General features: G+C 47.4%; 15 protein-coding genes. 14 read left to right on the forward strand and 1 reads right to left on the reverse strand.

Translation table 11 applies throughout. The annotated features are described in order from the left end of the window. Positions 1-51: 51 nt before the first annotated feature. A complete protein-coding gene (locus tag ICN14_RS01865) occupies positions 52-753 on the reverse strand; it encodes a Bax inhibitor-1 family protein (protein WP_216224417.1) in 702 nt (233 codons plus the stop codon). A gap of 294 nt (positions 754-1,047) precedes the next feature. Here ICN14_RS01865 and ndk point away from each other — a divergent pair, with 294 nt between their 5' ends. The 14 genes from ndk to ICN14_RS01935 all read left to right on the forward strand — a co-directional run bounded on the left by ndk (position 1,048) and on the right by ICN14_RS01935 (position 17,556). After that, complete coding sequence (gene ndk / locus ICN14_RS01870; RefSeq protein ID WP_015421250.1) at positions 1,048-1,473, forward strand: nucleoside-diphosphate kinase; 426 nt, start codon at positions 1,048-1,050, stop codon at positions 1,471-1,473. Between the two features lie 91 nt (positions 1,474-1,564). Continuing rightward, the gene (gene rlmN / locus ICN14_RS01875; protein ID WP_216224973.1) at positions 1,565-2,758 is read left to right on the forward strand and encodes a 23S rRNA (adenine(2503)-C(2))-methyltransferase RlmN; all 1,194 of its coding nucleotides are present in this window, start codon (positions 1,565-1,567) and stop codon (positions 2,756-2,758) included. An 18-nt stretch (positions 2,759-2,776) separates the two neighbouring features. After that, positions 2,777-4,045 carry a flavodoxin-dependent (E)-4-hydroxy-3-methylbut-2-enyl-diphosphate synthase gene (gene ispG, locus ICN14_RS01880; protein ID WP_216224418.1) on the forward strand — a complete coding sequence of 423 codons (1,269 nt, stop codon included), beginning with the start codon at positions 2,777-2,779 and terminating at the stop codon, positions 4,043-4,045. A gap of 44 nt (positions 4,046-4,089) precedes the next feature. After that, the gene (gene hisS / locus ICN14_RS01885; RefSeq protein ID WP_216224419.1) at positions 4,090-5,427 is read left to right on the forward strand and encodes a histidine--tRNA ligase; all 1,338 of its coding nucleotides are present in this window, start codon (positions 4,090-4,092) and stop codon (positions 5,425-5,427) included. Between the two features lie 47 nt (positions 5,428-5,474). Continuing rightward, entirely contained in the window at positions 5,475-6,134 is a 660-nt protein-coding gene (locus ICN14_RS01890) for a tetratricopeptide repeat protein (protein WP_216224421.1), read from the forward strand. Then, positions 6,134-7,288, forward strand: a complete 1,155-nt coding sequence (gene bamB / locus ICN14_RS01895) for an outer membrane protein assembly factor BamB (protein ID WP_216224422.1) — start codon at positions 6,134-6,136, stop codon at positions 7,286-7,288. Before ICN14_RS01890 ends, bamB begins: the two co-directional genes overlap by 1 nt. Next, positions 7,285-8,649 carry a ribosome biogenesis GTPase Der gene (gene der, locus ICN14_RS01900; protein WP_216224424.1) on the forward strand — a complete coding sequence of 455 codons (1,365 nt, stop codon included), beginning with the start codon at positions 7,285-7,287 and terminating at the stop codon, positions 8,647-8,649. Before bamB ends, der begins: the two co-directional genes overlap by 4 nt. A 196-nt stretch (positions 8,650-8,845) precedes the next feature. After that, entirely contained in the window at positions 8,846-9,088 is a 243-nt protein-coding gene (gene hfq, locus ICN14_RS01905) for an RNA chaperone Hfq (protein WP_114653200.1), read from the forward strand. Next, the gene (gene hflX / locus ICN14_RS01910) at positions 9,048-10,322 is read left to right on the forward strand and encodes a GTPase HflX (RefSeq protein WP_370624795.1); all 1,275 of its coding nucleotides are present in this window, start codon (positions 9,048-9,050) and stop codon (positions 10,320-10,322) included. The genes hfq and hflX overlap by 41 nt, the downstream gene beginning before the upstream one ends. Beyond that, complete coding sequence (hflK, locus tag ICN14_RS01915; protein ID WP_216224426.1) at positions 10,315-11,835, forward strand: FtsH protease activity modulator HflK; 1,521 nt, start codon at positions 10,315-10,317, stop codon at positions 11,833-11,835. The genes hflX and hflK overlap by 8 nt, the downstream gene beginning before the upstream one ends. After that, positions 11,835-12,707 (forward strand): protease modulator HflC, encoded by an 873-nt coding sequence (hflC, locus tag ICN14_RS01920; RefSeq protein WP_216224428.1) that lies wholly within the window; start codon positions 11,835-11,837, stop codon positions 12,705-12,707. The genes hflK and hflC overlap by 1 nt, the downstream gene beginning before the upstream one ends. Before the next feature lie 18 nt (positions 12,708-12,725). Next, entirely contained in the window at positions 12,726-13,889 is a 1,164-nt protein-coding gene (locus ICN14_RS01925) for an ATP phosphoribosyltransferase regulatory subunit (protein WP_216224430.1), read from the forward strand. 51 nt (positions 13,890-13,940) lie between these two features. Next, a complete protein-coding gene (locus ICN14_RS01930) occupies positions 13,941-15,281 on the forward strand; it encodes an adenylosuccinate synthase (protein ID WP_216181013.1) in 1,341 nt (446 codons plus the stop codon). 61 nt (positions 15,282-15,342) lie between these two features. Then, positions 15,343-17,556 carry a malate synthase G gene (locus ICN14_RS01935; RefSeq protein ID WP_216224432.1) on the forward strand — a complete coding sequence of 738 codons (2,214 nt, stop codon included), beginning with the start codon at positions 15,343-15,345 and terminating at the stop codon, positions 17,554-17,556. Positions 17,557-17,636: the final 80 nt, after the last annotated feature.

Here is a 17,636-nt window from a genome sequence, read left to right on the forward strand (position 1 = left end):
AAAGAAAAAGGCACCCGAGGGTGCCTTTTCTATTGAAGCTTGAAGCAATACTTAGTCTCTATTGCCACCCACAATACCCAAGAGTGCGAGCAAGTTGGTGAAGACGTTATAGACATCTAGGTAGATAGCTAAAGTAGCCATGATGTAGTTAGTCTCGCCACCATTGATGATGCGCTGGACATCAACCAAGATGAAGGCCGAGAAGATCGCAATTGCCAAAACCATCACAGTCAACATCAAGGCAGGTAACTGCAACCAGATGTTGGCCAATGAAGCCACGATCAAGAGCAGTACGCCAACCATCAACCATTTACCCATGCCTGAGAAATCGCTCTTGCTCACGGTAGCAATGGTTGCCATCACAGCAAAAATTGCACCTGTGCCGCCAAAAGCCAGCATGATTAAGGTAGCGCCATTGCTGTAGCTATTGAGTGTGTAGCCCACCAAGCCGGACATCATGATGCCCATGAAGAAGGTGAAGCCTAAAAGCAGCAGAACACCAGCTCCGGTGTCTTTGTTTTTCTCAATTGCCCAGAAGAAGCCAAAGGCGATTGCCATAAAGACGATGAAACCCATAAAAGGGCTGCTCGCCATGAAGTTAAGCCCAAATGCAACGCCAAGCCATGCGCCAATGACAGTAGGGACCATTGAGAGCGCCAAAAGGGCATAGGTATTGCGAAGTACGCGGTTGCGTATCTGTGGGGTGCTAATCGAGCTGGTTTGCCCAAAGCCGTAAGAGTTGAGATCACTCATATTGACTCCTTTTTCATAGTTAATACACGAGCCCACAAGGGGCTGTTGTCAGTAAGTATAGACAAAATGGGCTAATTTCAAGCCCCCCATGAAAAGGACTACAAGTTAAAGGGTTATGCCCTGTAAATTCAATGGCTTAGCTACGCCCAGATCAGGGTAAATACGGTCAGGCGATGTATAATTCGGGGGTCGCTGAATTCCTGGCGCGTTGTAGGAAATAGGGCAGAAGTTCACCCTGGGTCCAAATTGGCGCCAATTTCAGCAAAATCTTTGAAATCACTATTGGAGTTTTACATGGCTATCGAACGCACCCTTTCTATCATCAAACCAGATGCTGTTGCAAAAAACGTCATCGGCAAGATCTATGACCGTTTTGAATCTGCTGGTTTGAAGATTGTTGCGTCCAGAATGGCGCATTTGTCACAAGCTGAAGCTGAGCAGTTCTACGCTGTGCACGCTGCACGTCCTTTCTTTAAAGATTTGGTGAGCTTCATGATTTCTGGTCCTGTAATGATTCAGGTATTAGAAGGCGAAGGCGCAATTGCTAAGAACCGTGACTTGATGGGCGCTACTGATCCTAAGAAAGCTGATGCTGGCACTATCCGTGCTGACTTCGCTGACAGCATCGATGCAAACGCTGTTCATGGCTCTGACGCTCCTGAAACTGCTGCTGTCGAAGTTGCATTCTTCTTCGCTGGCATGAACGTTTTCAATCGTTAATTCACGATTGTTAACGAATAACCTATTTAATACATAAGTAGGCGCATTGACCTCCCCGCGCGTAAATCTCTTAGATTTTGACGCTGACCAAATGGCAGCGTATGTCGCGGGGTTGAATGAAAAGCCCTTTAGGGCGAAGCAACTCATGCAGTGGATACACCAACGTGGTGTTTCTGACATCAACGACATGAGTGACTTAGCAAAAAGCTTTAGAGCAACACTGCTCGATAAAGCAGAAGTCCTTTCTCTCCCGGTAATTAAAGATGAGCATGCAGCAGACGGCACCCGTAAATGGTTGCTAGATGTTGGCGCTGGTAATGCTGTGGAGTCTGTATTTATTCCTGAAGATGATCGTGGCACCTTGTGCATCTCCTCTCAGGCCGGTTGTGCAGTCAATTGCCGTTTTTGCTCAACAGGGCATCAAGGATTCTCGCGTAACCTGACCTCTGGTGAAATTATTGGCCAGCTCTGGTTTGCTGAGCATTTACTCCGCACCGATCCGAATGCAGTTCGCCGAATTGAAAAATACCCAACACCAGGCTGGGAGCACACCGGTCGTGTGATCTCGAATGTGGTCTTGATGGGTATGGGTGAGCCCTTGCTCAACTATGACAATGTTGTGACTGCTTTGCGTTTAATGCTCGATGACAGGGCTTATGGTTTATCACGTCGCCGTGTGACCGTATCGACTTCTGGCGTCGTGCCGATGATCGATCGCTTGGCACAAGATTGCCCAGTAGCATTGGCAGTGTCATTGCATGCACCGAATGACAAGCTGCGTGATCAACTGGTTCCGCTAAATCAAAAATATCCTTTAAGAGAATTACTTGCTGCGTGCGAACGGTATTTGCCTTTTGCCCCAAGGGATTTCTTAACCTTTGAATACTGCATGCTCGATGGCGTGAATGACTCTGACATTCAGGCAAAAGAGTTGGTGCGCTTATTGGCGAACATCAAGTGCAAGATCAATCTCATTCCATTTAATCCATTCCCTGAATCTGGATTAAAGCGCTCAACAGCGCAACGTGTACATGCTTTCGCCAGCATATTGTTAGACGCTGGCATAGTGGCTACTGTTCGTAAAACCCGTGGTGATGATATTGCTGCTGCCTGTGGCCAGTTAGCAGGTGACGTAGTCGATCGCACTAGAGTGCGTGAGCGTGCGGTACATGACAAAAAAATAGAGCATGATTTAGATGATGATGCTCAAGAGCTCGAAGATGAAGAAGAGCAAGAGTATCAAGCCGAGCACCCAGTGCAATGGCTCAAAAGATTAGACGACTGATTTCAGAATACAAGTCCAATGAGTAATTCATCTCACAATCTTCCAAAGCTCCCTTTAGGCCCATCACCTAAGAGAGCTACTCGCCAGGCAACGGTTGCCTGGAAAACGAACATCATTACTGTTGGTGGCGATGCGCCAGTACGCGTCCAATCCATGACCAATACCGATACTGCTGATGCAGTGGCTACTGCAATTCAAGTGAAAGAGTTGGCGCGTGCCGGTTCAGAGATGGTGCGTATTACGGTAGACACGCCAGCCGCAGCTGAAGCGGTGCCTTATATTCGTGAGCAGTTGGACAAGATGGATGTGTTGGTCCCATTGATTGGCGACTTCCATTACAACGGCCACACTTTATTAAATGACTATCCAGAGTGCGCCAAAGCTTTATCCAAATATCGTATCAATCCGGGTAACGTAGGTAAGGGCGCAAAACGCGATCCGCAATTTGCACAAATGATCGAAGCCGCTTGTAAATATGACAAGCCGATTCGGATTGGTGTGAACTGGGGCAGCCTAGACCAAGACTTGCTCGCTAGCATTATGGATGCCAATGCAGCCTTGCCAGTCCCCAAGACTGCGCAAGAAGTGATGATTGAGGCATTGATTCAATCCGCATTGCAGTCTGCAGAAAAGGCTGTGGAGTTCGGTATGAACCCCAATCAAATTTTGCTGTCTTGCAAGGTAAGCAATGTGCAAGATTTAGTAGCTGTGTATCGCGATCTCTCGCGTCGCTCTGATTACCCATTACATCTGGGTCTTACAGAAGCAGGCATGGGCAGCAAAGGCATTGTGTCTTCAACAGCGGCAATGGGCATCTTGTTGCAAGAGGGTATTGGCGACACGATCCGCGTTTCTTTAACACCTGATCCTGGCGCGCCACGTGAGAACGAAATTATTGTGGCGCAAGAGATTTTGCAAACCATGGGATTGCGTAATTTCACACCCATGGTGATTGCTTGTCCTGGCTGCGGTAGAACGACAAGCACGACTTTCCAAGAGTTGGCTGCCAACATTCAGTCCTACCTGCGTCAACAAATGCCGGTCTGGAAAAAAACCCACCCAGGCGTTGAGGCAATGAATGTTGCCGTCATGGGCTGTATCGTGAACGGTCCGGGGGAGAGCAAGCACGCCAATATTGGCATCTCGTTGCCCGGCACTGGCGAGACTCCAGCAGCCCCCGTCTTTGTGGATGGCGTCAAAGTAAAGACTTTGCGTGGTGAGAACATTGCCCAAGAGTTTCAGGTGATTGTGGATGAGTACGTGAATCAGAATTACGCACCGAAATAAATTAAGCAAAATAAGAACAACAAAGAAGAACTGAAGCGCACATCATGACTGACCAGGCTAACCAAGCTAATCCAGCTAAAACACAAAAGATCCAGAAGATTAATGGCGTTCGCGGCATGAATGATCTCTTGCCGGCTGATGCTGCGCAGTGGACGCATTTAGAGCATGTCTTGCGTGATCTCACTCGTGCTTATGGCTACGAGTTCTTGCGCACTCCGATTGTGGAAGCGACTGCAGTCTTCCAGCGTGGTATTGGTGAAGTAACCGATATCGTTGAAAAGGAAATGTATTCCTTTGAGGATCGCCTGAATGGTGAGCAACTCACATTGCGCCCAGAAGGTACTGCTGCTGTAGTTCGCGCTGTAGTTGAAAACAATCTTCTCTATGAAGGACCAAAGCGTCTTTGGTACACGGGGCCGATGTTCCGCCATGAGCGTCCACAACGTGGTCGCTATCGCCAGTTCCATCAATTTGGTATTGAGGCGATGGGTTTTGCCGGCCCCGATATTGATGCTGAAATCATTTTGATGGGTCAGCGCCTATGGGATGAGCTGGGCTTAAAGGGTGTGCGTCTAGAGATTAATTCTTTAGGGCAAGCCCCTGAGCGTGCTGAGCATCGTGCCGCCTTGGTAACGTACTTCGAGAAAAATAAAGAGCAGCTCGATGAAGATTCGCAACGTCGCTTGCTAACGAACCCATTGCGTATCTTGGATTCTAAAAATCCAGCAATGCAGGATTTGATTGAAGGCGCGCCAAAGTTATTGGATTTCTTAGGCAAAGAGTCACTCAAGCATTTCGAGGCAGTTCAGGCATTAATCAAGGCAAACAACATTCCCTGCAAGATCAACCCCCGCTTAGTTCGCGGTTTGGATTACTACAACCTGACTGTTTTTGAGTGGATTACCGAAGAGTTAGGTGCTCAGGGCACGATTGCTGGTGGTGGTCGTTATGACCCCTTGATCGAGCGCATGGGTGGTAAAGCTGCTCCAGCTTGCGGTTGGGCCATGGGTATGGAACGTGTTTTGGAGTTGATGAAGGTTTCGGGATCCTTGCCAGAACCGCAAGCTCAGTGCGATGCCTTTGTAATTCACCAGGGTGGCGAAACCTTGAATGCTGCCATGATCATTGCCGAGCGCCTGCGTAATGCCGGTATCGATGTTGTCCTCTTTTGCCCTCCAGATGGCCAAACTGCCAGCTTTAAGTCACAAATGAAGAAGGCAGATGCGAGCGGGGCTGCCTATGCAGTCATTATTGGGCCGGATGAATTGGCTAAAAATGAGGCTCAGCTCAAGGATTTACGTAGCAGCGGCGAACAAAAGGCTGTAGCGCTAGATAGCCTTGTAGAGGCTGTAATTGATGCCATAGTTGGCGCCACCGAATAGAATTAAGACATTAATATTAAAAACTGTATTTATTAGCTTGGATTGACATGCCTTTAGACCTAGAAGAACAAGAACAAGTAGATCAACTTAAAGCATTCTGGCAAAAGTATCGCAACCTGATTACCGGTGTTGTGACTGCTGCTTTATTTGCTTATGCAGCCTATAGTGGATTCCAATGGTGGCGCACTAGCCAAGCTGCAGCTGCTTCTCAGTTATACGAGACGATGGTTACCGCAATTAACAAGGGTGATAAAGATCAAACCTTGCGCGCCGCTGATGATTTGCAAAAGCAGTTTTCTGGCACCCCTTATGCAGCCATGTCTAGCTTGGTAGCTGCGAAGATTGCATCTGATGCGGGTGACTCAGCAAAGGCCATGGATTATTTACGTTGGGCTGCTAAGAATTCTTCTGACCAGGGTTATTTGGCTTTAGCTAAATTACGTTTGGCAGCGCAATTGATAGAGCAGGGTACTGAAAAAGATTTTGCGGAAGCGGATGCCATTCTGAAAGAAAAGCCTGTCTCAGGCTTTGAGGCATTGTGGTTAGAGCGTCGCGGCGATTGGTATTTGGCTCAAAAGAACACGGCAGATGCCCGCAAGAGTTATGAGGCTGCATGGAAGCAGTTGAATGATGCAAAAGAATTCCCTGAAGAGTCGCGTCGTCTCTTGAAGGTTAAATTGGATGCCGTCGGAGGAGTAGCTCAGTGATGATGGATTGCAAACGTGTAGCAAAACTAGCAACTACAACCCTCATATTGGGTTCTGTGGTGCTGGCCTTAACGGCTTGTTCTGGTGGCTCACGTGTACGCAAGCCTGCTGAGCTCGTCCCGGTTACCAATCAATTTGACTTAACTCCCGTATGGTCAACCAGCGTCGGTTCATCTGAGACATTTAACTTTCATCCTGCGGTAGCGGGTGATGCGGTCTATGCCGCTTCTCATCGCGGAAATCTCACTAAGCTTGATTTACGTACCGGTGAAAAGTTGTGGGAAGTATCAGTGCCAGATCGCTTGTCTATTGGCCCTGGATCTGACGGTCGCACTACAGCGGTAGTCACCACCAAAGGCACTGTTTATGCTTACGACGATACCGGCAAGGCTATCTGGAATGTTAGCGTTGGCAGTGAAGTGTTATCTGAGCCAGTGGTTGCAGGTGGCGTAGTCATCATCCGCGCGTTGGATAACCGCTTTATTGGTTTTGATGCGCAGACGGGTGTGCGTAAGTGGACTTATCAACGTCAACAATCTGCACTGTCTTTGCGCGTAGGTTACGGCATGCTGGCGATTGGTAATGAGGTCATTGTGACTGGATTTTCTGGTGGTCGTTTTGGCATGATCGCCATTGCAAACGGTGGTCTAGTTTGGGAAACCCCAGTCTCCTTTCCAAAAGGCTTCTCTGAAATTGAACGCCTTAATGATGTGACTGCTAAGCCAAGTATGGAAGGCGAAATTATTTGCGCTGTTTCTTATCAGGGTCGTGTAGGTTGCGGTCAAGCGCGTACTGGAAACCTTTTATGGTTTAAAGATTACTCAAGCTTTACTGGTACAGCACAAAGTCCTGATCTCGTTTTCTCCTCCAATGAAAAATCCTATGTCACTGCGTTTGCAGTCAAGGATGGCTCACAAGTTTGGGAAAACACGCAGCTGACATTTAGGGATGTTGGTGAGCCGATGGCGGTTGGTAAAGTATTACTCGTAGGTGATGCACAGGGTTATGTGCATGCACTTTCACAAGCGAATGGTGAAATGCTGGCACGCATTCGTCATGACAGTAGTTCAATCACAGCCGCACCGATTGCGGTGAATGGCCTCATCTTGGTTCAATCTCAAGGTGGCAAACTAGCGGCGTACAGTCCAAAATGAATCCAGTAATTACTATTGTCGGTCGTCCTAACGTTGGTAAATCGACACTCTTTAATCGCTTAACGCGTTCCCGTGATGCCTTGGTTGCCGACTTCTCGGGTTTAACTCGCGATCGTCACTACGGCAAAGGCCGTATTGGTGAACGTGCATTTATTTGCGTAGACACTGGCGGTTTTGAGCCGGTAGCTAAGACCGGCATCGTTGCTGAGATGGCCAAGCAAACCAAGCAAGCTGTAGCTGAATCCGACATCATTATTTTTTTGGTGGATGGCCGCTTGGGTATGGCACCGCAAGACCGTGTGATTGCCGATTTCTTGCGCAAGACAGGTAGACCAGTCATCCTAGCGGTGAATAAAACCGAAGGTATGCAAGCTGGCGTAGTTACTGCAGACTTCCATGAAATGGGTCTTGGTGAGCCGTTCCCGATTTCATCAGCACATGGTGATGGCGTGCGTGGCTTGATCGATGATGCTTTGGATTCCTTAGGCGTTCCAGAGCCGGAACCAGAAGAGCAAGAAAACGACCCTAATCGCCCAATGAAGATTGCGGTAGTGGGGCGTCCTAACGTCGGTAAATCCACCTTGATCAATAAATTGATCGGTGAAGAACGCGTTATTGCATTTGATATGCCAGGTACAACGCGCGACGCAATTGAAGTTCCTTTCGAGCGCAATGGCAAACCTTATATCTTGGTTGATACCGCAGGTTTGCGCCGCCGCGGAAAAGTATTTGAGGCAATTGAGAAGTTCTCAGTTGTAAAAACATTGCAAGCGATTGCCGATTGCAATGTGGTCATCTTGATGCTCGATGCCCAACAGGATATTTCAGAGCAAGATGCACATATCGCCGGCTTTATTGTGGAAGCAGGGCGTGCATTGGTTGTTGCTGTCAATAAATGGGATGGTTTGGATGCCTACGTTAAAGAGCGTGCGCGTTTAGAGATTGCTCAAAAGTTGCGCTTCCTCGACTTTGCAAACGTACACCCCATCTCAGCTAAAAAAGGCACCGGCCTTAAAGAGTTATTTAAAGATGTTGACCTCGCTTACGCTGCAGCGATGGCGAAATTACCAACGCCTAAGCTCACCCGTATCTTGCAGGAGGCGATTGAGCACCAGCAGCCTAAGCGTGTGGGTATGGGTCGTCCAAAATTACGCTATGCCCACCAAGGTGGTATGAACCCCCCTATTGTGGTGATTCATGGAACATCCTTGAGCGGGGTTACTGATAGCTATAAGCGCTACCTAGAAGGTCGTTTTAGAGAAGTCTTCAAGTTACGCGGCACCCCATTGCGCATTCAGATGAATACAGCCAAAAACCCCTATGTTGATGCGGACAAAGGCAAAAAAGGCAAAAAGAAGTAAAAATAGCGATATAGCTTTAATTGTGTTTGAACTATGTTTTAGACGGAGGGGCTTGATTTTTCAATATCAGACCCCTTATGTTGGAGGTAGACAGCAGCAGTAAGCAGCAGCAAGCAGCAGCAAGCAGCAGATTGATAAATAAAAAAAGCAAGACTCCCAAAATAGAAGCAGCGTATAAAAACCAATAAGGAGCAGTATGAATAACAGCAAAATCCAATTGCTACAGGATCCCTTCCTCAATGCTTTGCGCAAAGAGCATGTTCCTGTCTCCATCTATCTTGTTAACGGCATCAAGCTGCAAGGCAATATTGAATCTTTCGATCAATACGTAGTCCTTTTGCGCAATACCGTGACTCAGATGGTTTACAAACACGCCATTTCCACGATTGTTCCTGCTCGTGCAGTGGAGTTCCGTACGGAAGAAGTTAGCTCTGTATAAAACAGGCGTAGATGCGGCGCGTGCCGTTCTAGTAGGAGTCGATACAGGCCGCGAGGATTTTGCGGACAGCATGGCAGAGCTCAGCCTTTTGGCTGAGAGTGCTGGCTCCATACCTACAACTAGTGTGATTGCCCGTAAGGGTAAAACTGACCCGGCTTTATTTATTGGCTCAGGCAAGGCAAATGAAGTCAAAAAAGTGATGGAAGAGCAAGGTGCCGAATTGGTCATCTTTAACCATCCGCTATCTCCAACACAGCAACGCAATCTCGAGCGCCATATTGGCTTTCATGTCATGGACCGTACGGGCCTGATTTTGGATATCTTTAGTCAAAGAGCGCAAAGCCATATTGGTAAAACTCAGGTTGAGCTGGCTCAAGTGCGCTATCGCATGTCTCGTTTAGTACGTGCCTGGAGCCACTTGGAACGTCAACGAGGCGGTATCGGTGTACGCGGTGGCCCTGGTGAAACCCAGATGGAGCTTGATCGACGGATGCTGGCAACTAAGGCCAAGCGTCTAGAAACAGAGCTTGAGAAGCTCCAGCGCCAGCAAAGAACCCAAAGAAGGGCTCGCAATCGCAAGGATGTCTTTTCAGTATCCCTGGTTGGGTATACCAATGCTGGTAAGTCCACATTGTTTAATTCCCTCACAAAAGCAGGGACATATGCCGCAGATCAGCTATTTGCGACCCTGGATACCACCTCCCGCAAGGTCCATATAGATGGCGTAGGCTCCATTGTGGTCTCGGATACAGTTGGATTTATCCGCGAATTGCCTCACCAGTTGGTAGAAGCGTTTAGGGCCACCTTGGATGAAACCATCCATGCGGACTTGATTTTGCACGTCATTGACGCCTGTAGCCCAGTTGCAAGGGAGCAAAAGGCCGAAGTAGAGGCTGTTTTACGGGAAATCGGCGCTGACGACATCCCTCGAATTGAGGTGATGAACAAAATTGACCAGATGCCCCAGACCTTTACGGAAGGTGCAGTCCTGGTCCGCGATTCTGAGGGAATTCCGAGCCAGGTTTTCCTCTCTGCCAAGACTGGCCTAGGCCTGGATTTATTGCGTTCAGCCCTCGCCGAATGCTCTCAAATGACTGATAGAATAAGGGTCGAGCAGAATCGTGCCAAGGTCCAAATGGCCCCAGACGAGTTTTTAGCTCCTTTACCCGAACGACCAGAGACTTCTGAATTTAATCCGATTCCCAACCGAAAATATTCACCAAACGATGCGTAAATTTCTTGAGCTGTTTTCGGTCAATGATCCAGGCTGGGGCAATAGTCAACCAGGCAGTGGATCCAAAGATGCCAAAGGTGGGCAGGGTGGCGATCAATCCCCTCAAGCTGAACCGAGTAATCCTGATGCTGAAAAGCCGGTAGAAGTTCAGCCAAATAAGCAGCCAGCTAAGCCTGATGACCCCCCAGATTTGGATGAACTGTGGCGTGATTTCAATGACCGCCTCAGTGGAATTTTTGGCGGCAAGAAAAAACCCGGCGCAACTTCAAGCAAGCCAGCCAATAAACCGAATAGCACTGATATTCCTCCGCCATCTCAGCGTGGTAATGGCGGTGGTAACAATGGCGGTAATGGCGGCGGTAATGGCGGCGGTGGTATGAGTGCCCCTAATTTCAATTTCACCAATCCTTTTGGCTCTAAAGCTACCGTCTTATTGGCTGCTGGTGGCGTGCTATTAGTTTGGATCTTTAGCGGCTTCTTCATTATCCAAGAAGGCCAAGCTGGAGTGATCTCTACCTTCGGTAAATATGATTACACCGCTAAGCCCGGTATTAACTGGCGCATGCCTTGGCCAATTCAATCTCAAGAGACGGTTAATTTATCTGGCGTGCGATCTGTAGAGGTGGGTCGCCCAACATTAATTAAGGCAACCAATCAAAAAGATTCTTCGATGTTGACCGAAGATGAGAACATTATTGACGTGCGCTTCGCAGTTCAATACAGATTAAAAGATCCTACTGATTATTTGTTTAATAATCGCGATCCTGATGCCACAGTGGTTCAAGCGGCAGAGACCTCCGTTCGTGAAATCGTTGCTCGTAGCAAGATGGATACCGTCTTGTACGAAGGGCGCGAGAAGATCGGTATTGATCTCGCAAACTCGATCCAGAAAATTTTAGACAGCTACAAGACTGGCATTTATGTAACCAGCGTGACCGTTCAAAACGTTCAGCCCCCAGAGCAAGTACAAGCTGCGTTTGATGATGCTGTAAAAGCAGGGCAAGACCAAGAGCGTTTAAAGAGTGAAGGTCAAGCTTATGCAAACGACATTATTCCGCGCGCCAAAGGTACAGCAGCTCGTTTGATTCAAGAGGCTGAGGGCTATAAGGCGCGTGTAGTGGCTACAGCTGAAGGTGATGCTGCCCGCTTTAAACAAGTGTTTGTGGAATATGCAAAAGCGCCCGGCGTGACGCGTGATCGTATGTATATCGATAGCATGCGCGAGATGTATAACAACGTCACTAAAGTTTTGGTGGACACGACTAAAAACAATAGCCTGCTCTATCTCCCACTAGATAAGTTGGTCGCTCAAGTGAGTGCTGAGAGTGCTCAAGTAGCAACAGGCCAAGCACCTGCGACTACACCAACTGGTTCCGTAACAGTCGGTGGTGCAACAGGTAATCCTGCGGCGCCAGTCGCAAGCTCACCTAGTGTTGCCGCTCCGAGTTCTGGATCTGCAAATACTGCTGATAAACGTGATGGCTTACGTAGTCGTGATCGGGAGGCAAGATAATGAATGCAAATCGTCTCCTAGCTAGCATTGCTGGATTAATAGCTCTTGCATATGTTCTGGCATCCAGCGTTTTTATTGTTGATCAACGCAACTTTGCTGTTGTCTTTGCTTTTGGTCAGATTGTTCGTGTGATCGAGCAACCTGGCTTGCAAATCAAATATCCAGCGCCGTTCGAAAGCGTGCGTTTCTTTGATCGCCGTATTCTCACAATCGACAACCCTGAAGCAGAACGTTTTATTACTGCTGAGAAGAAGAATCTCTTGGTGGATTCGTATGTGAAATGGCGCATTGTGGATCCGCGTAAATTCTTCATCAGCTTTAAAGGTGATGAGCGCTTGGCGCAAGATCGTTTAACTCAGTTGGTTCGCTCTGCCTTGAACGAAGAGTTCACCAAACGGACTGTACGTGAGTTGATTTCTGATCAGCGTGAAGAGGTAATGCAAGGTATTCGCAAGAAGGTAGCTGATGATGCTTCAGATATCGGTGTAGAAATTGTGGATGTCCGACTCAAGCGCGTAGATTTGCTCGCTGAAATCAGTGATTCTGTTTATCGCCGTATGGAAGCAGAGCGCAAACGCGTTGCCAATGAGCTTCGCTCTACTGGTGCAGCAGAATCAGACAAGATTCGCGCAAATGCTGAGCGTCAACGTGACACGATTCTGGCTGAAGCTTATCGTGATGCACAAAAGATTAAAGGTTCAGGCGATGCAAAAGCCACTGCGCTTTATGCAGAAGCTTTCGGTCGTGACCCACAGTTTGCACAGTTCTATCAGAGTCTCGAGGCTTACCGCAGCTCCTTCAAAGATAAGAAGGATGTCATGGTGGTTGAGCCTAACGGCGAGTTCTTTAAGTTCTTGCACAAAAAAAATTGAAAGTGAATATTTCAGATCATGAATCGTTGGTTACTTCCTGAAGATATTGCTGATGTTTTACCAGCTGAGGCTCGTAAGGTAGAGTCTCTGCGTCGTGCTATTCTGGATTTGTATGAGTCCTATGGCTATGAGCTGGTTGCTCCTCCGATTTTGGAGTTCTTAGATTCCTTGCTAACTGGCACTGGTTCAGATCTCAATTTGCAAACATTCAAATTGGTTGATCAATTATCTGGTCGTACATTAGGTCTGCGTGCAGACATGACTCCACAAGTGGCTCGCATTGATGCCCATTTACTCAATCGCAAGGGTGTAACTCGTCTTTGCTACGCAGGTTCTATTGCACACGCCCGTACCCCTGTAGGTAGTTCCGCTCGTGAAGAATTACAACTCGGCGCTGAAATTTATGGCTGCGCAAGTTGGGAAGCGGATTTTGAAGCGGTCTCCTTACTATTGCAGACTTTAAGTGTCGCTGGTTTAAACAAGGTTTACCTAGATCTCTCTCATGCTGGTGTGCTTGCAGGAATCTTGGATGGGCAAAGTCTTGAGAAGGGTGATATCGAAGCGCTCTATAGCTTGCTGCAAAGCAAGGATCGACCACGCTTGGCTATTTGGGCTAAATGCCTTCCGACTAAATCTGCCGAAGCTTTAATGGCACTCACAGAATTAAATGGACCCTGCGCACAAGTGTTGGCTAACGCTAAAAAGTCTTTGCCAAAACACAAGTTGATTGATGAAGCCTTAGCTCAATTGGAAAAGCTTGCTGCTGCAATTGCTGCCTTGCCTAATCAGGTTGAACTCAGTATCGATTTAGCTGATTTGCGTGGATATCAATATCACAGCGGTGTGATGTTTGCAGCTTATGTGGATAAGTTTCCTCAGCCTATAGCCCGTGGTGGTAGATACGATCATGTTGGTCAAGCATTTGGACGTCCTCGTCCTGCCACTGGCTTTTCAATGGATTTATTGACTCTCGCCAATCTTGCACCTATAGCCCAAAGAAAGCCCGCCATCGTTGCGCCTTGGATCGTGGACGCCACTCTAGCTAACAAGATTGCTGAATTGCGTAATGCTGGTGAGGTAGTCATACAAGCGATGGATGGCGACGCTGTAGAAACCGCTGAATATATTTGTGATCGTGAGCTAGTAAAGCAGGGCAGCTCATGGGAACTGAAAAAGAAATAACTCGCTTTATTAATAACGTACTAATTCTGTAATTACCTTTTGGATTTCATTATGTCTTCAAAGCAACAAGCTCATGGTCGTAACGTCGTTGTCATTGGCACCCAGTGGGGTGACGAGGGCAAGGGCAAAGTGGTGGATTGGTTAACTGACCATGCTCAAGCAGTGGTGCGTTTTCAGGGTGGACATAATGCCGGTCATACCTTGATCATTGGCGACAAGAAAACGATTCTGCGCTTGATCCCCTCTGGAATCATGCATAAGAACGTGATTTGCTACATTGGCAATGGCGTAGTACTTTCTCCAGAAGCGCTCTTTAAAGAAATTGGTGAGCTAGAAGCTGCAGGATTGGATGTTCAATCTCGTTTGAAGATTTCTGAAGCAACTACATTAATTCTTCCGTACCACGTAGCGATTGACCATGCGCGTGAGAAAAAACGTGGCAATGCCAAGATTGGCACTACTGGCCGCGGTATTGGACCAGCATATGAAGATAAGGTCGCACGTCGCGCCTTACGTGTACAAGATTTGTTTTATCCAGAAAAGTTTGCCGCGCAATTGCGTGAGAACTTGGAATATCACAACTTCATGCTCACAAACTACTACGGTGCTGAGCCGGTAGATTTCCAAAAGACTTTAGAAGAAGCCATGTCTTATGCGGAACGCATTAAGCCAATGGTGGTCGATGTTTCTAGCGCTTTATATGCTGCAGAGCAGGCCGGTCAAAATTTATTATTCGAAGGTGCGCAAGGAACTTTGCTCGATATCGATCACGGTACCTATCCTTACGTAACTTCAAGCAACTGTGTAGCTGGTAATGCGGCTGCCGGATCTGGCGTTGGCCCAGATTCATTGCAATACATCTTGGGTATTACAAAGGCCTATTGCACACGTGTTGGCGCAGGTCCATTCCCAAGTGAGTTGTATGACTTTGATAATCCAGCGAAGCAAGATCCCGTTGGCGTTCGTTTGGCTGAAGTAGGTAAAGAGTTTGGCTCCGTTACTGGTCGTCCACGCCGTACTGGTTGGTTAGATGCTGCTGCATTGAAGCGCTCTATTCAGATCAATGGTTTGTCTGGCTTGTGTATTACTAAGCTTGACGTATTGGATGGCTTTGAGACTATTCGTCTTTGCGTTGGCTACAACCTAGATGGTCAGAAATTAGATGTATTACCGCGTGGCGCTGAAGCTGTTGCGCGCTGTGAGCCGATTTATGAGGATTTCCCGGGTTGGAAGGGAACCACTTTTGGTATTCGTGAATGGGACAAACTCCCAATAGAGGCACAGAAGTTCCTGCGTCGTATCGAAGAAGTTGCAGGAAAGCCGATCGCTATGGTCTCAACAGGACCTGAACGTGATGAAACGATTCTTCTGCAACATCCTTTCAAGGGTTAATAAGATTTCTTTTATTAACTTTTTATATATTTAATTTACCTATTTGTTTCGGAGTTTTTAGATGACTGCACGTACTCAATGCAATAGCCTGCAAGTGGCTACACCGTTGTATCGCTTTATTGAAGATAAAGTTTTGCCTGGTACAGGGATTAAAAGCGCTGACTTTTGGAAAGGTTTTGACGAAATCGTTAAAGACCTAGGCCCAAAGAATGAAGCTTTGTTGGCTAAGCGCGATCGCTTGCAATTGGATTTGGATAAGTGGCACCAAGCCAATCCTGGTCCAATCAAAGATATGCCTGCTTATCGCAAGCATCTGAAAGAGATTGGCTACTTAGATGAAGTGCCAGGAAAAGTTCTAGGCACCACTAAGAACGTTGACGATGAATTGGCTCTTCAAGCTGGTCCTCAATTGGTGGTTCCAGTTCTCAATGCGCGATATGCATTGAATGCTGCTAATGCACGTTGGGGTTCTTTGTATGATGCTCTCTACGGTACTGACGTTATCTCTGAAGATGATGGCGCAACTAAAGCTGGTGCTTACAACCCGATTCGTGGCGCTAAGGTTGTAGCCTTTGCTCGCAAATTTTTAGATCAATCTGCACCGCTGGCCAAAGGTTCGCATGCAGATGCTACCGCGTACACAGTGGATGGCAATAAGTTAGTTGTGAGTCTGAAGGATGGTAGCAAAACCGGCCTTGCTGATGAGAAGCAGTTTGTGGGTTATCAAGGCGATGCTTCTGCACCTTCTTCAGTTCTCTTGCGCAATAACGGTGTGCATATTGATATCGAAATCAATAAGAGCAAAACCATTGGTGCTAGCGATGCTGCTGGTGTAAACGATGTTGTACTCGAGGCAGCGCTTTCTACCATTTTGGATTTGGAAGATTCAATTGCTGCAGTTGATGGCGATGACAAAGTCCTTGCTTATGAAAACTGGTTGGGCATTCTCAAGGGCACATTAGTTGAAGAAGTTAGCAAGGGTGGCAAAACCTTTACTCGCACATTAAACCCAGACCGTAAATACACTGCCGGCATTGGCGCTGTTGATGCTAAAGACGGCGTTGTGACTTTACATGGTCGCTCTTTGTTATTCCTCCGTAACGTTGGTCACTTGATGACTAACCCAGCAATCATCACTGGCGACGGTAAAGAAATTTATGAAGGTATCTTGGATGCAGTAGTTACTGTATTGATCGCTTTGCATGACATTAACCGTCCTGCAACTCAGGCAATCGGTAATACCCGTAAAGGCTCTGTCTATATCGTTAAGCCAAAAATGCATAGCCCTGAAGAAGTTGCCTTTGCTGCTGAACTCTTTGGCCGTGTTGAGAAATTGCTAGGCTTGCCAGCAGATACTGTAAAGCTAGGCATCATGGATGAAGAGCGTCGTATGAGCGCCAACATTAAGGCGGCGATTGCTGCAGCAGGTGCGCGCGTTGCCTTTATTAATACTGGCTTCCTCGACCGCACTGGCGATGAAATGCATACAGCTATGCATGCAGGCCCAATGATGCGCAAAGGCGACATGAAGACCAGTAAGTGGTTATCTGCTTACGAGCGTCGTAACGTTCTGGCTGGTTTGGATTGTGGCTTGCGTGGCCGCGCTCAAATCGGTAAAGGTATGTGGGCAATGCCAGATTTGATGAAGGCCATGGTTGAGCAGAAGATTGTTCACCCTAAGGCAGGCGCAAATACTGCTTGGGTGCCATCACCAACAGCGGCAACATTGCATGCCTTGCACTACCATCAAGTTAACGTAGCGCAATTGCAAAAAGAGATGGAGCAGTTAGATACTGCTGCTGAAGCTGAAGCCCTGATTGATGATTTGTTGACCATTCCAGTGGTGGAAAAAGCCAACTGGTCTAAGGAAGAAATTCAGCAAGAATTGGACAACAATTGCCAAGGCATCTTGGGTTATGTAGTACGTTGGATTGATCAAGGTGTTGGTTGTTCTAAGGTGCCTGATATTCATAACGTAGGCTTGATGGAAGACCGCGCTACTTTGCGTATTTCAAGTCAGCACATTGCTAACTGGTTATTACACGGTATCGTGACTGAAGCTCAAGTGAATGAGACATTGCAGCGTATGGCCAAAGTAGTTGATGGTCAAAATGCTGGCGATGCTTTGTACAAGCCAATGATGCCGAATTACAAAGACTCTTATGCCTATAAAGCAGCTAGCGATCTGATCTTCAAAGGTCTAGAGCAACCGAATGGTTATACCGAGCCTTTGCTTCATGCATGGCGCTTGGAAGTGAAGAAAGCTCACGCTTAAGCCCTCAGTTCTTTGCTCTCAAGATCAAATGGATTTGTCGCGAGGCAAGTCCATTTTTCTTTGGTCTGCAACTTACTTAA

Origin of the sequence: Polynucleobacter sp. MG-27-Goln-C1, assembly GCF_018881905.1 — a bacterium.
In the GTDB taxonomy this organism is placed as follows: domain Bacteria; phylum Pseudomonadota; class Gammaproteobacteria; order Burkholderiales; family Burkholderiaceae; genus Polynucleobacter.

What these genes read in the sequence shown, in the direction of transcription:
- ICN14_RS01865 (WP_216224417.1), bottom strand. Translation starts at nt 753, where the DNA reads ATGAGTGATCTCAACTCTTACGGCTTTGGGCAAACCAGCTCGATTAGC.
- ndk (WP_015421250.1), top strand. Translation starts at nt 1,048, where the DNA reads ATGGCTATCGAACGCACCCTTTCTATCATCAAACCAGATGCTGTTGCA.
- rlmN (WP_216224973.1), top strand. Translation starts at nt 1,565, where the DNA reads ATGGCAGCGTATGTCGCGGGGTTGAATGAAAAGCCCTTTAGGGCGAAG.
- ispG (WP_216224418.1), top strand. Translation starts at nt 2,777, where the DNA reads ATGAGTAATTCATCTCACAATCTTCCAAAGCTCCCTTTAGGCCCATCA.
- hisS (WP_216224419.1), top strand. Translation starts at nt 4,090, where the DNA reads ATGACTGACCAGGCTAACCAAGCTAATCCAGCTAAAACACAAAAGATC.
- ICN14_RS01890 (WP_216224421.1), top strand. Translation starts at nt 5,475, where the DNA reads ATGCCTTTAGACCTAGAAGAACAAGAACAAGTAGATCAACTTAAAGCA.
- bamB (WP_216224422.1), top strand. Translation starts at nt 6,134, where the DNA reads ATGATGGATTGCAAACGTGTAGCAAAACTAGCAACTACAACCCTCATA.
- der (WP_216224424.1), top strand. Translation starts at nt 7,285, where the DNA reads ATGAATCCAGTAATTACTATTGTCGGTCGTCCTAACGTTGGTAAATCG.
- hfq (WP_114653200.1), top strand. Translation starts at nt 8,846, where the DNA reads ATGAATAACAGCAAAATCCAATTGCTACAGGATCCCTTCCTCAATGCT.
- hflK (WP_216224426.1), top strand. Translation starts at nt 10,315, where the DNA reads ATGCGTAAATTTCTTGAGCTGTTTTCGGTCAATGATCCAGGCTGGGGC.
- hflC (WP_216224428.1), top strand. Translation starts at nt 11,835, where the DNA reads ATGAATGCAAATCGTCTCCTAGCTAGCATTGCTGGATTAATAGCTCTT.
- ICN14_RS01925 (WP_216224430.1), top strand. Translation starts at nt 12,726, where the DNA reads ATGAATCGTTGGTTACTTCCTGAAGATATTGCTGATGTTTTACCAGCT.
- ICN14_RS01930 (WP_216181013.1), top strand. Translation starts at nt 13,941, where the DNA reads ATGTCTTCAAAGCAACAAGCTCATGGTCGTAACGTCGTTGTCATTGGC.
- ICN14_RS01935 (WP_216224432.1), top strand. Translation starts at nt 15,343, where the DNA reads ATGACTGCACGTACTCAATGCAATAGCCTGCAAGTGGCTACACCGTTG.